Source organism: Bifidobacterium phasiani (assembly GCF_019331775.1).
GTDB classification, from domain to species: domain Bacteria; phylum Actinomycetota; class Actinomycetes; order Actinomycetales; family Bifidobacteriaceae; genus Bifidobacterium; species Bifidobacterium phasiani.
This window is the reverse complement of the sequence record NZ_JAHBBD010000003.1, coordinates 102,311-115,982: the sequence shown is the minus strand read 5'-3', so window position 1 is coordinate 115,982 and position 13,672 is coordinate 102,311. Positions and strand designations below refer to the sequence as shown.

At 67.7% G+C, this 13,672-nt stretch carries 8 protein-coding genes; 1 reads left to right on the top strand and 7 read right to left on the bottom strand.

Annotated elements, in window-relative coordinates; genetic code table 11:
• Nucleotides 1-13 precede the first annotated feature (13 nt).
• Complete coding sequence (locus tag KIH73_RS02290; RefSeq protein WP_219080122.1) at nucleotides 14-1,339, bottom strand: gluconate:proton symporter; 1,326 nt, start codon at nucleotides 1,337-1,339, stop codon at nucleotides 14-16.
• 721 nt (nucleotides 1,340-2,060) lie between these two features.
• Nucleotides 2,061-3,077 (bottom strand): LacI family DNA-binding transcriptional regulator, encoded by a 1,017-nt coding sequence (locus tag KIH73_RS02285; RefSeq protein WP_236022525.1) that lies wholly within the window; start codon nucleotides 3,075-3,077, stop codon nucleotides 2,061-2,063.
• 142 nt (nucleotides 3,078-3,219) lie between these two features.
• Here KIH73_RS02285 and gdhA point away from each other — a divergent pair, with 142 nt between their 5' ends.
• Nucleotides 3,220-4,563, top strand: a complete 1,344-nt coding sequence (gene gdhA, locus KIH73_RS02280) for an NADP-specific glutamate dehydrogenase (protein WP_219080118.1) — start codon at nucleotides 3,220-3,222, stop codon at nucleotides 4,561-4,563.
• A gap of 1,644 nt (nucleotides 4,564-6,207) precedes the next feature.
• Here the strand turns inward: gdhA and KIH73_RS02275 are convergent.
• From KIH73_RS02275 to recF, 5 genes are all read right to left on the bottom strand, one after another.
• Nucleotides 6,208-6,798 (bottom strand): DUF3566 domain-containing protein, encoded by a 591-nt coding sequence (locus tag KIH73_RS02275; protein WP_219080116.1) that lies wholly within the window; start codon nucleotides 6,796-6,798, stop codon nucleotides 6,208-6,210.
• Nucleotides 6,799-6,857: 59 nt separating this feature from the next.
• Complete coding sequence (gene gyrA / locus KIH73_RS02270; protein ID WP_420830207.1) at nucleotides 6,858-9,533, bottom strand: DNA gyrase subunit A; 2,676 nt, start codon at nucleotides 9,531-9,533, stop codon at nucleotides 6,858-6,860.
• A gap of 151 nt (nucleotides 9,534-9,684) precedes the next feature.
• Nucleotides 9,685-11,799: a DNA topoisomerase (ATP-hydrolyzing) subunit B gene (gene gyrB / locus KIH73_RS02265; RefSeq protein WP_236022524.1), complete on the bottom strand. Its 2,115-nt coding sequence runs from the start codon at nucleotides 11,797-11,799 to the stop codon at nucleotides 9,685-9,687.
• A 130-nt stretch (nucleotides 11,800-11,929) separates the two neighbouring features.
• Nucleotides 11,930-12,409 carry a DciA family protein gene (locus KIH73_RS02260; RefSeq protein ID WP_219080114.1) on the bottom strand — a complete coding sequence of 160 codons (480 nt, stop codon included), beginning with the start codon at nucleotides 12,407-12,409 and terminating at the stop codon, nucleotides 11,930-11,932.
• Complete coding sequence (gene recF, locus KIH73_RS02255; RefSeq protein WP_420830209.1) at nucleotides 12,406-13,554, bottom strand: DNA replication/repair protein RecF; 1,149 nt, start codon at nucleotides 13,552-13,554, stop codon at nucleotides 12,406-12,408. Before recF ends, KIH73_RS02260 begins: the two co-directional genes overlap by 4 nt.
• Between the last annotated feature and the right edge of the window lie 118 nt (nucleotides 13,555-13,672).

The following is a 13,672-nucleotide window of genomic DNA, read 5'->3' as shown; positions in this document are numbered from 1 at the left end:
TGGTGCGGGGCGGTCAGAACAGCAGCAGCGAGGCCAGTCCCATGATCGGGAAGGTGCACAGCCAGTAGACCGGGACGCCGTTCTTGAGGAAGGTCTTGGGTTCGAGCCGGTTGTACTCGACGGCCCACATGTTCCACGACTGGGTGACGCAGCTGGAGATGCAGGTCATCGACGGGACGACGAGCATCGCGTACAGGAACCACACGTCGAAGATGCCCATGCCCATGAGGATGCCGATCACCGCGGAGCCCGCGCCGTACAGCTCCAGCGGACCGCGGAACAGGGCCAGCGGCGCGAGGATGCACACCGCGAGGCCGAGGATCAGCTCGCTGTTCGGCACGATCGAGGTCAGCGCCGGGCCGAAGTCGGCCATGACGGTGACGGCGGTCTGCTGGAAGAAGCGCAGCACGAGCAGCATGATGATCAGGCTGCCGATGTCGCCGATGGCGGTTTTGGCCGTGGAGTTGAGGATGGCGACGAAGCCCTTGTACGTCCGCATGTGGCCGGTGCCCAGGAAGGCGAGGATCGAGGCGAGGAACAGCGCGGGGACCGAATCCCACTGGAACAGGATGCTCAGCGCCACCGGCACGATCGGCAGCACGTAGGTCCAGATCGGCACGTCGGGGATCTCGGCGGCGCGGTCCTCGGTGCTGCCCACCTCGTACGGGGTGCCGTTCCTGATCGCCTTCGCGTTGATGAGGATGAAGATGATGACGGCCGCCATCTGGATGACCATCGCGGGGATGCCGAAGCTCAGGTAGTGCGTGCCCCATTCGACGACCTGGCCGTCGGGGGAGTCGTAGTTCTGGTAGAAGGCGGCGAACTGGGCGAACATGACGCTGTTGATCCACATCGCGGCGCCGATCGACAGCGTGAACACCGGGACGGACACGCGCTTGGGCACGCCCAGATGGCCCAGGATCGGGAACAGGATCACGCCGATGGCGATGGCGGAGCCGACGCCGTACGCGCTGGTGAAGATCAGGCAGGTGACGAGCGCCACCGCGATGGTGGCCAGGACCGGGCTTTTCTCGCCGATCTTGGCGGTGCGGTACGAGATCGAGGCGGCGATGCCGGTGTCGACGAGCACGCGACCGAACCAGGCGCCGCAGATGATCTGGATGATCGTCGAGCCGTAGGTCAGCGCCGGCTGGGCGAAGATGTCGTCGATCACGTCGAACGGCTCGCCCACGCCGAAGGGCACGCCGAGGAAGTAGATGAGCAGCCAGACGATGGTCAGGATGAAGAACCCGACCGTGAGATTGCCTCCGCGCATCGCGTACACCACGAAGCACACGAAGGATGCGATGAGCAGTATGCCCATGATCCAGATAATCACGTTCACTCCTCCCTGAGTGATGTCGGCGGTGGCGCCGACGATGCGATGTTGTCGATACGATGTGTGTACCGATTTCGTTTATCGGTTAACGTTAATCGGTAAACAACATGATAGACCCATTGTTGTGTACCGGTTAACTACGGCGTGTCGCGCTTGGCGCGCCGCCAATTCCCAGGCTTATCCGAACAGGCCCGCATCAAGCAGGCAGCAGCGCCCGCCCACCGTCCCATCGCACCGCCCATTACCTATCGCACCGCGCCCATCGCGCCGCCCATCGCCCCATCACGACCACCGCAACCATCACACCGCAACCATCGCCCCCCGAACATCCAATCATCCATATGCGCCACCCATCGCACAATGTGTATCACGCCACCGCATCACGCCGGCATATCGCGTGAATCAGCCATATACGCCCCACCCATATGCGCCGCGTCATCCCCACACGCACAATGTGTACGTCGATCCACTACGCCGCTGTGCCTTCAAGCCATTGCACCGTCGGCCATCGCACAATGTGCGCCACGCCATCAATCGCACCAGTGCACCACCTGCATGAGCCATATGCGCCACAACCATATGCATCGCGCCCCAATCCGCACGCGCCATATGCACAATGTGCGCCGCGTCACCTCACCCGCAAGTCGAGGCGAACCCCGACATCACGTCCCCGACATTACGAACCACGGCATGGCGAACCCGCGCGCCGGAATGCCCGCCATCACCCGCGCGTCGAGGCGAACACGCACAACCGCGCCGGCATCCGCGTCACCTCGTACGGCCCGTCGGCGCCGTCGTACGCGCGCGATATCAGCGCCGTCGCCGCCGCGCGCCCCATCGCCACCGGGTTCTGGTCCAGGCATGTGATGCCCTCGCCGCTGTAGCGCGCCCACCGCTCGTCGGCGAAGGCGCACAGGCCGACCACGCCGCGCGCCGATTCGGGCAGCGTCTCCAGCAGGTCGCGCATGGTCTCGTCGTTGTTCGCGAACAGGCACACCCGGCGGCCCGCGTACCGCCCCAGCACCCCCGGCAGCGTCGACGGCAGCGTCGCGGCGTCCTCGTACACCAGCACCTCGCCGTCGATCCGCCCGTCCCGCAGATACGACTCCACGCCCTCGATGCGCGCGGTTCGCGTGCTGACGCCCTCCGCGGGACCGGTCACGAACACCACCGCGCCATAGCCGCGCTCCAGCAGATGGTCGAGCATCATCGCCACCCCGGCGCGGTTGTCGGTGGACACGCAGTCGCAGTCGATCGGCTCGACGATGCGGTCCAGCAGCACCATCGGCCGGTGGTCGGCGGACGCGCAGTAGTCGGCCAGCCACGCGTCGTCGCCGCCCACCGTGTTCACGATCAGCCCGTCGACCTGCGCGTCGAGCAGCGACTCGATGTTCGTCCGCTCCAGCGCGACCTGGTTGTTCGAATCGCTGACCAGCAGCTGGACGTCGCGCGAGCGGCACACCTGCTGGATGCCCTTGAGCAGCAGCGAGCTGAACGGGTTGCCGATATCCGCGATCGTCACGCCGACCATATGGCTCACGGTCGCCTTCAGCCCCTGCGCCATCTTGTTCGGCCGGTAGCCGAGCTCGTCGATGACGGCCGCGATCCGCTCCCGCGTCTCCTCGGACATATAGCCGAACTCGCCGTGCAGATACCGCGAGATCGTGGTCTTCGACACCCCCACGGCCGCCGCGACGTCCCCCATGCTCGGCTGGCGATTCGTTCGTGTTCTGCTCATAGCTCCCATTGTCCCTCACGTTGCGGCCGACGGCCTTCGCGCCCGCGCGGGGCACTCCCGCATTATGAACGCACTCTTGAACGCCATAGGGCGCGCATCTAGAATGAAGCCGTCTTGAATATCACTATCGTAAGGGAGAACCATGCTCACAGATGAGTACGTGAAGCGCGTCTACGCCCAGGTCGAGCAGCGTGACGGCGACCAGCCCGAGTTCCTGCAGGCCGTGCGCGAGGTGCTCGAAAGCCTGCAGCCGGTCGTCGAGCGTCACCCGGAGTACGAGGCCAACGGCGTGCTGGAGCGCCTGGTCGAGCCGGAGCGCATCGTCAAGTTCCGCGTCGCCTGGACCGACGACGAGGGCAAGGTGCAGGTCAACCGCGGCTACCGCGTGCAGTTCAACTCCGCGATCGGCCCGTACAAGGGCGGCCTGCGCTTCGACCCGTCCGTGACCGAGTCCGTCATCAAGTTCCTCGGCTTCGAGCAGATTCTCAAGAACTCGCTGACCACGCTGCCGATGGGCGGCGGCAAGGGCGGCTCCGACTTCGACCCGCAGGGCAAGTCCGACGCCGAGGTCATGCGCTTCTGCCAGGCGTTCATGACCGAGCTGCAGCGCCACATCGGCCAGTTCACCGACGTCCCGGCCGGCGACATCAACGTCGGCGCCCGCGAGATCGGCTACCTGTACGGCCAGTACAAGCGCATCCGCAACGAGTACACCGGCGTGCTCACCGGCAAGGGCCTGGAGTACAGCGGCTCGCTGGCGCGCACCGAGGCCACCGGCTACGGCCTGTGCTACTACACCCAGGAGGCGCTGCGCGTGCTGCGCGACGACTCCTTCGCGGGCAAGACCGTCGTGGTCTCCGGCTCGGGCAACGTGGCCACCTACGCGATCGAGAAGGCCACCGAGATGGGCGCCAAGTGCGTGACGATCTCCGGCCGCGCCGGCTACGTCTACGATCCGAACGGCATCCGGCTGGACGTGCTCAAGGACATCAAGGCGCACCGCGGCAGCATCAAGGAGTACGTCGAGCGCGTCGAGGGCTCCGAGTTCCACGAGGGCGTCGACAACGTGTGGGCCGTGCCGTGCGACATCGCGCTGCCGTGCGCCCACCAGAACGAGATCGACGAGGAGGCCGCCAGGACCCTGGTGGCCAACGGCTGCACCGTGGTGTGCGAGGGCGCGAACATGCCGTCCACCCCGGAGGCCATCGAGGTCTACAAGGCCGGCAACGTCCTGTACGGCCCGGCCAAGGCCGCGAACGCCGGCGGCGTGGCCGTCTCCGGCCTGGAGATGAGCCAGAACTCGTACCGCCTGTCGTGGACCTTCGAGGAGACCGACGCGAAGCTGCAGTCCATCATGAAGGAGATCGTGGCCAACTCGCTCGCCGCCGCCAAGGAGTACGGCATGGAGGGCGATCTGATGGCCGGCGCGAACATCGCGGGCTTCGTCAAGGTCGCCGACGCGATGGTCGCCCAGGGCGTCTGCTGACGCCCGGCGGCACCGCCGACAGTCATTCCATCCGCAAAGGGGTGGGCGACGCTGTTGCGCCGCTCGCCCCTTTGCCGTTGAGCTGCCGTCGAGTTGCCGTCGATTCCGCCGACGCCGGTCCATCAACCCACCAGCCCATCAACCCATCAACCCACTGACCCATTAACCCGCCAACCCGCCAACCCACTGACCCGTCAACCCCGCGTCGCCGCATCAACTGCCAGTCCACCAACCCGCCGCTCCCGCGTCGCCCTATCAATCCACCGGTCCTCCTATCACTCACGTCGCCATCAACCCGCCAGATCGTTCCCGTCACTCTACCGTTCACATCATTCCGCCATTCACATCATTCCGCCGTTCACGTCACGTCACCGGCCCATACTCGTCACTCCACCGCCCGCACCATTCCCGACCTTCATTCCCGGCTTCATCGCACCGCCGTCACGCCGTCCCGTCAATCCACCGGCCCGCCGGTCCCACCGTCGCCCAGCCGACTCCCAGTAATCCCGCAGAGGCACCGTCATATGCCAATCTGCACCGATCCGACAGGGCCATTCGGCTCTTTTACTGAGGATATTTGTTTTATCTGTAGCGGATTTGAGGCCCTGCAACCATCCAACTGCATTACGTGAGGCGCCCTCACGCGTCCACCCGGAGTACGATCCGCGACATACCGCCACTCATACCCGGCGTCTCCCCGCCAGCCTGCCTCACCTAACGCAGATGGATGGTTGCAGCCCCAAAAATCCGCTACACCTTATCGAGATACCACCAATCCCACAGGCAGCACCGCGGTCCGACGCCATCACCCAGGCCTGGCACATCACCTGGGCCCGTCACATCACCTGGACTCGGCGCATCGTCCAGACCCAGCGCGTCATCCTGCCCTGCGCATCCATCCTTACCCGTCACATCATCCAGACCCATCACACCATCCAAGCCCAGTACACCGTCCAAACCTGGCACACATCATCCAGCCCGGCACGTCATCCAGGCCCGGCACGTCATCCAAGCTCAGCGCATCACCCAGGCTCAGCGCATCACCCAATCCGACGCATCACCCCAATCCAGCACGTCATCCGGCCCGCCAACATCATCCCATCCGCGGCTCATCATCCCAGCGTCGGTTTTGGTTGATAAACACAGTCGCCTCTGCGTTTTACCTGACACTGAGCCCACGCCAGCGTCGGTTCCGTAGCACAGCACACCCGCCTGGCTGCACCAATACCGACACCAAGCAAGAACCACACGCCGTACCGGTCCGTTCCCACACTCAACCCACGCTCAACCACCCCACTTCTCAGCCGCTCCACACCTCAGCCGCACCGCACGCTCAACTACCACGCGCGCTCAACCGCCCCACGCGCTCAGCTGCTCCACACGGATGCCCCACACAGTCGGCCCATACACAATCTCATCCATACACGATCCCCATGCAAAATCGCCCTTCCCGAATGTCCCGACATACAACCGCCCCGTACACAAGCCCACCGCACGCACAAGCCCACCCCGCATACAAGACCCGCACCCACACGGCCGCACCGACGCCAAGACGCCCCGCCGACGCCAACCACCACAAGAACGCGGCGAGGCCCCGCGTCCGAAAAGGGACGCGGGGCCTCGCAAGCCTGGATTCGCCGACGATCAGTCGTCGCCGAGCGTCATGTGCACGCCGCCGACGAGCGAGCTCACCACGTTGTACAGCAGCGCGATGATCGTGAACAGCAGCGTGAACAGCACGACCTCCACGACCGAGAAGATCGTCACCGCGGACAGCACCGTGCTCAGCGAGAAGATGTCGGTCAGGTTGATGCTGCCGGCGTCGAGGCCGGTCGAGGAGAAGATCTGCGTCAGCTGGTCGAACACGCCGACCACCGACAGCACGCCCCACAGCACGCCGACCGCGACGATTTGGATCAGGCCGCCGGCGACCGACAGCATGAACGAGACCTTGGCCACCGACCAGGCGTCCAGCCGCGTGAGCGACAGGCTCATGCGGCGGGCGCGCGGCGCGCGCTTGACCGGGCGGGTCTTGATCGGGGAGCCGCCGGCGTGCTCGCGCGCCTGCGCCTCGCTGATCAGCGGCTGGTTGGAGGCGGAGCGCGCCACGCGGGGCGCATGCTCCTGCGAATCCTGGTGCGGTTCCTCCTCGTGCCGATCCATTAGGTCCCCGGCGCCGTGCTCGACGTCGGAACCGACGTCCTGCAGCTCCTGATCTTCAGGATTCTCGCTCATCGTTGCTCCTTGGGTGTCGAACCTCTTCTAGAGGTGAGGCTACCAGCTTTCTATGACGATTATTCGGCGGATTCCGGCGTCTGCACATTCTCAGCGGATTGCGCCGACCCCGGCTCGTCCGTCGGGGCCGCGGCGCCGGCCTGCGCCTCGGCGGCGGGATCCTCGTCCTCCTGCTCCGCGTTGCGCGCGATGGAGATGATCTCGTCGCCCTTGTCCGGCTTGGCGAGCGTCACGCCCTGCGTGGTACGGCCGGTGCGCTTGACCTCGGCCACGTCGGAGCGGATGACCTTGCCCGAGCGCATGATGGCCATCACCTGGTCGCCCTCGTCGACCACGAGCGCGCCGACGAGCGAGCCGCGCTCCTCGGTCAGCTGCACGGCCTTGACGCCGTAGCCGTTGCGCCCCTGCAGGCGGTATTCGCCGATGGCGGTGCGCTTGGCGAAGCCCTCGTTGGTCACGACCAGCAGGTCCTTGTCGGTCTGGCCCCAGACCACGTCCATCGCGAGCAGCTCGTCGCCGTCGCGGAACTTCATGCCCTGCACGCCGGAGGTCTGCCGGCCCATCGGGCGCAGCTGCGCGTCGTCGGCCTTGAACTTCAGGCTCATGCCCTGCCGGGAGACGAGGATGATGTCGTCGTCCGCGTTGCACAGCTGGGCGCCGATCAGCTCGTCGGCGGTCTCGCCGTTCTCGTCGGCCATCAGGCGCACGGCGATCAGGCCGCCCTGGCGCGGGGAGTCGTACTCCGACAGCGCGGTCTTCTTGACCTTGCCCGACCGCGTGGCGAGCACCAGGTACTTGGCCACCTCGTAGTTCGGGATCGACAGCACGGTCTGGATCGTCTCGCCGGGCGCGAACTGCAGCAGGTTCGCCACGTGCTGGCCCTTGGAGTCGCGCGAGCCCTCGGGCAGCTCGTACGCCTTGAGGCGGTACACGCGGCCCTTGTTGGTGAAGAACAGCAGCCAGTTGTGCGTCGATGTCAGGAAGAAGTGGTCGACCACGTCGTCCTCGCGCAGCTTGGCGCCCTTGACGCCCTTGCCGCCGCGGTGCTGGGCGCGGTACTCGTCGGCCTTGGTGCGCTTGATGAAGCCGGAGTGCGTCACGGTGACGACCACGTTCTCCTCGGCGATCAGGTCCTCGACGTTCATCTCGCCCGAGTACGGCAGGATGCGGGTGCGGCGCTCGTCGCCGTACTTGGCGACGATCTCGTCCAGCTCGTCGCCGACGATCCGGCGCTGGCGCTCCGGCTTGGCGAGGATGTCCTCGTAGTCGGCGATCCGGCGCATCAGCTCCTCGTGCTCGTCGAGGATCTTCTGGCGCTCGAGGGCGGCGAGACGGCGCAGCTGCATCGCCAGGATGGCGTCGGCCTGGACCTCGTCCACGTCGAGCAGCTCCATCAGGCCGCTGCGGGCGCTGTCCACGTCGCGCGAGGAGCGGATGAGGGCGATGACCTCGTCGATCATGTCGAGGGCCTTGAGGTAGCCCTGCAGGATGTGGTCGCGCTCCTCGGCCTCGCGCTTGAGGTAGCGGGTGCGGCGCTCGACGACGTCGAGCTGGTGGGCGACCCAGTGGCGCACGAACGCGTCGAGCGAGAGCGTGCGCGGCACGCCGTCGACCAGCGCCAGCATGTTGGCGCCGAACGTCTGCTGCAGCTGGGAGTGCTTGTACAGGTTGTTGAGCACGACCTTCGGCACGGCGTCGCGCTTGAGCACGAGCACGAGGCGCTGGCCGGTGCGGCCGGAGGTCTCGTCGCGCATGTCGGCGATGCCCTGGATCTTGCCGTCGCGCACGGCCTCGCGGATCGAGGCGGCCAGGCGGTCGGGGTTGACCTGGTACGGCAGCTCGGTGACGACCAGGCACATGCGGCCCTTGATCTCCTCGGTGTTGACGACGGCGCGCATCGTGATCAGGCCGCGGCCGGTGCGGTACGCCTGCTCGATGCCCTTGTGCCCCAGGATCGTCGCGCCGGTGGGGAAGTCCGGGCCCTTGATGCGGGCGATCAGCGCGTCGAGCAGCTCCTCGCGGCTGGCGTCCGGATGGTCGAGCGCCCAGTGCACGCCGTCGGCGACCTCGCGCATGTTGTGCGGCGGGATGTTGGTCGCCATGCCGACGGCGATGCCGGACGAGCCGTTGACCAGCAGGTTCGGGAAGCGCGAGGGCAGCACGGTCGGCTCCTGCGTCTTGCCGTCGTAGTTGGGCACGAAGTCGACGGTGTCCTTGTCGATGTCGCGCACCATCTCCATCGCCAGCGGCGCCATGCGGCACTCGGTGTATCGCATGGCGGCGGCCGGGTCGTCGCCGGGGGAGCCGAAGTTGCCCTGGCCGTCGACGAGCAGGTAGCGCATCGCCCACGGCTGGGCCAGGCGCACGAGCGTGTCGTAGATCGCGGCGTCGCCGTGCGGGTGGTACTTGCCCATGACGTCGCCGACGACGCGCGAGCACTTGTTGTAGCCGCGGTCGGGGCGGTAGCCGCCGTCGTACATCGCGTAGATGACGCGGCGGTGCACCGGCTTCATGCCGTCGCGCACGTCCGGCAGCGCGCGCTCCACGATGACGGACAGCGCGTACGACAGGTACGAGTCCTTCATCTCCCTCTGCAGGTCGACCGGCTGGATGCGTTCGCCGGTCATCAGGCCGTAGTCGGTGTCGTCGGCCTCCTGCGGGCTCAGCGGCTCCATCGAGCCGTCGGGCAGGTGCTGCTCGCCGGCGCCGTCAGTGTTGTTGGTTTCGTCTGCCACGGTATGTTTCCTCCATGCTGTGCCCCGGGCGGCGGGGCTTCCGGTGGTGCCGGACGGGGCGGGATGCGCCGCCCCGGCGTCGTGTTATGGTGCCGCGGCCCGCGTCAGCGGACCGTCCGTCCGGTCCGCGGCGGCGCCGGCCGCGTCGTGCTCAGGCGTCGATGAAGCGCACGTCGTGCGCGTTGCGCTGGATGAACAGGCGGCGCGGCTCGACCTCGTCGCCCATGAGCATCGAGAAGGTCTCGTCGGCCTGGGCCGCGTCCTCGATGTGGATCTGCTTGAGGATGCGGTGCTCGGGGTCCATCGTGGTCTCCCACAGCTCCTGGTAGGTCATCTCGCCCAGGCCCTTGTAGCGCTGGATGCCCTCGCCCTTGGGCAGCTGGCGGCCGGCGGCGCGGCCCTCGGAGAGCACGCGGTCGCGCTCCTTGTCGGTGTACACGAAGTCGTGCGGCCCCTTGGTCCACTTGATGCGGTACAGCGGCGGCATGGCCACGTACACGTACCCGGCGGTGATCATCGGCCGCATGTAGCGGAAGAACAGCGTCAGGTTCAGCGTGGCGATGTGCGCGCCGTCGACGTCGGCGTCGGCCATGATGATGACCTTGTGGTAGCGCACCTTCGAGATGTCGAAGTCCTCGCCGTAGCCGCCGCCGATCGCGGTGATCAGCGACTCGATGGTGTCGGACTTCATCATGCGGTCGATCGAGGCGCGCTCGGTATTCAGGATCTTGCCTCGCAGCGGCAGGATGGCCTGCGTGATCGGGTTGCGGCCCTGGATCGCGGAGCCGCCTGCCGAGTCGCCCTCGACGATGAACAGCTCGCACTCGCTCGGGTCGTTGGACTGGCAGTCCTTGAGCTTGTCCGGCATGCCGGCGGTCTCGAAGATCGACTTGCGGCGCGTGTTCTCGCGGGCCTTCTTGGCGGCGATGCGGGCGCGGGAGGCCTCGATGGCCTTCTGGATGATGGCCTTGGCCTCGTTCGGGTGGGCGTCGAACCAGTCGCCGAGCTTGTCGGTCATCACGCGCTGGACGAAGGTCTTGGCCTCGGAGTTGCCCAGCTTGGTCTTGGTCTGGCCCTCGAACTGCGGGGTGGTCAGCTTGACGGAGACCACGGCGGTCAGGCCCTCGCGCACGTCGTCGCCGGAGAGGTTCTCGTCCTTGTCCTTGAGGATGTTCTTCTCGCGGGCGTAGCGGTTGACCAGCGAGGTCAGCGCGGCGCGGAAGCCCTCCTCGTGGGTGCCGCCCTCGGTGGTCGAGATCGTGTTCGCGAAGGTGTGCACGGACTCGGAGTAGGCGGTCGTCCACTGCATCGCGATCTCGACGGAGATGCCGATCTTGAGGTCCTCGGACTCGAAGTCGATGACGTCGGCCTCGATCGGGGTGGACTTGCGCGTCCTGACCAGGTAGTCGACGTAGTCCTTGATGCCGTTGGCGTAGCGGTAGGTGACGCTGCGGTGCTGCGGCTCGTCGTCGCCGCCCTCGCCGGCCACCTCGTCGCCGGCGCGGTCGGGCTCGCGCAGGTCGGTCAGCGAGATGCGCAGCCCCTTGTTCAGGAACGCCATCTGCTGGAAGCGGTTGTTCAGCGTCTCGAAGTCGTAGACGGTGGTCTCGAAGATCGCCGGATCGGCCCAGAAGGTCACCGAGGTGCCGGTGGACTCGTCCTCGCCCATCGGCTCGCCCTGGGCCAGCGGCGCGGTCGGGTGCTGGTCGATGTAGGTCTGCGTCCAGTGGTGGCCCTGGCGGCGCACCTCGATGTCCACGCGCGTGGACAGCGCGTTCACCACGGAGATGCCGACGCCGTGCAGGCCGCCGGACACCGCGTAGCCGCCGCCGCCGAACTTGCCGCCGGCGTGCAGCTTGGTCATCACGGTCTCGACGCCGGAGACGCCCTCGCCGGGCACCTCGTCGACCGGGATGCCGCGGCCGTCGTCCACGACGCGGATGCCGTTGTCGGGCAGGATCGTCACCTCGATGTGCGTGGCGTACCCGGCCAGCGCCTCGTCGACGGAGTTGTCGACGATCTCGTAGACCAGGTGGTGCAGGCCGCGCGGGCCGGTGGAGCCGATGTACATGCCCGGTCGGATGCGCACGGCCTCCAGGCCCTCGAGCACCCTCAGATCGCTGGCGTCGTAGTGCTCCGGGGCCAGTGAGTCGTCCAGCTGGGCGTCCTGGAGCCCGTCGTCCAGAACCTGGTCATCCTGCGTGTTGTCGTTGGGGTCCTTCAGCGAATCCGCTTCAAGGTCTGCCACAGAGCTTCCTTCCTGCATTCACCCTCGCACGAGGGGTCGCCTTACCCGGCGTTATGCCCTAGAAAGCAAAAAACGGGGCCTTCTAGGCGTTCAACCATACTGTACGTAATTCTACTAGTTCACGGGGACTTTACGCCCAGAAAACGATTTACCGGCACCGTCTGCCGTACCGTCCGCGATGGCCGCCCTGCTGGGGCGGTCCGGCCACGCGGATCTCGCGGACCTCCAGCCCGTCGAGCCGGCGGCCGATCGTGTCCTTGAGCTGGGGGACCAGATAGGTCAGCTGCGTGGCCCAGACCGGCGAATCGGCCCGTATCGTCAGGACCCCGTCGCGGAAGTCCGCCACCTGGGAGTGCTGGGCGATCAGGTCGCCGACCACCTGGTCCCAGTGCGCGCCCAGCCTCGCGACCTTGAGGTGCGGCGTCCAGCCTCCCCCCTGCACGATCGCCCCGAGCACCCCCGAGAACGCCGACGGGTCGCGCCCCGGCTTGCCGAAGCTCTCCCACGCGTCCTCGGCGCGGCGCCGGCGGTCGCGCCTCAGCCCGGCGCGCGACGCCACGCGACGGAACACCTCGGCCGGCAGCTTGCGCTGGTCGAGCCGGAGGATCTCCACGATCGGCGGCCTCATCGCCGCGCCGTCCCGTCGCCGCCCATCAGCGCCGCCAACGCCAGCTCGGGGTGCAGGTAGCGCTCCTGCGCCGCCTTGAGCCCGGCCACGTCGATGACGTGCGCCGCCGTGCCGTCGCCGTCCAGCCCGGGGACGTCGCCCGCCGCGGCGACGGTGATGAGCACCTGCCGCTGCCGCCGCGCGAAGTCGAGGATCTGTTCGCGGCGCGACTCGTCGAGCTGGGCGAACACGTCGTCGAGGATCACGATCGGCTGCGTGCCGCGGTCCTCGGCGACCAGCCCGTACAGCGCCATCTTCAGCGCCAGCGCCAGCGTCCACATCTCGCCGTTCGAGGCGAACTCCCGCGCCGGCATGCCGTTCAGCGTCAGCGTCAGGTCGTCGCGGTTCGGCCCGATGAGGTTCTGCCCGCGCGCGACCTCGCCGGGGTACAGCCGCTGGAAGTGCCGGCTGATCTCGGGCTCCGGCCGCTCGTACGCCAGCACCTCGTCGAACGACGGGTCGTACTCCAGCCCCGCGGTCTGGTCGTCGCCGGCCAGCTCGCCGTAGATCCGCGCGAACGGGGCCGCCAGCCGGCCGACGATGTCGGCGCGCATCCGGGTGAGCGCGACGCCGGCCTCGATGAACTGCCCGGTCCAGATCTCCAGGCCGCCGAGCGCCGCGTCCGTGGCGCCGGCGGCGTGGTCGCGGGCCCCGAGCTGCTTGAGCAGCGTGGAACGCTGCCGGGCGATGTGCGTGCACGCCTGCAGCCGCTCCGCGTAGCCGGGCGTCAGCAGCGCGCCGGCCTGGTTGAGGAACGTGCGGCGGGAGGCGGGGTCGCCCGCCACGAGCCGCTGGTCCTCGGGGGTGAACGCGATGCACGGGATGGCGCCGGCGATGTCCCGCATGTAGCGGGAGGGGCCGCCGTTGACGCGCGCGCGGTTCGCGCCGCGCGCCGCGATCGTCGCCTCGTAGGTGGTCACGGTCACGTCGCCGGCTCCGGCGGCGGTCGGCCGGTCCGACGTCGCCGGAGCCGGGGCGCGGGAAACGGCAGCATCCGCGGCGGCGGGCACGGCCGTCGCGCCAGCGTCGATTGCGGAAGCGTCTGCGGGTGCCTCGGACCCCGCGGCAGACGCGGCGGTGTCGGCGGCGGGATCCCCGCCGTCCAAGCCGGCGTATGCCCCGTCCGGATCCGGTTCCGGCTCCGCGGCGGGGTCGGCCCCGTCGCCGGCCGAAACGCTGCGGGGCGCGCCGCCATCAGCCGTTTCGGGCCGCGTCGCGGCGCGC

What these genes read in the sequence shown, in the direction of transcription:
- KIH73_RS02285 (WP_236022525.1), bottom strand. Translation starts at nt 3,077, where the DNA reads ATGAGCAGAACACGAACGAATCGCCAGCCGAGCATGGGGGACGTCGCG.
- gdhA (WP_219080118.1), top strand. Translation starts at nt 3,220, where the DNA reads ATGCTCACAGATGAGTACGTGAAGCGCGTCTACGCCCAGGTCGAGCAG.
- KIH73_RS02275 (WP_219080116.1), bottom strand. Translation starts at nt 6,798, where the DNA reads ATGAGCGAGAATCCTGAAGATCAGGAGCTGCAGGACGTCGGTTCCGAC.
- gyrB (WP_236022524.1), bottom strand. Translation starts at nt 11,799, where the DNA reads ATGCAGGAAGGAAGCTCTGTGGCAGACCTTGAAGCGGATTCGCTGAAG.
- KIH73_RS02260 (WP_219080114.1), bottom strand. Translation starts at nt 12,409, where the DNA reads ATGAGGCCGCCGATCGTGGAGATCCTCCGGCTCGACCAGCGCAAGCTG.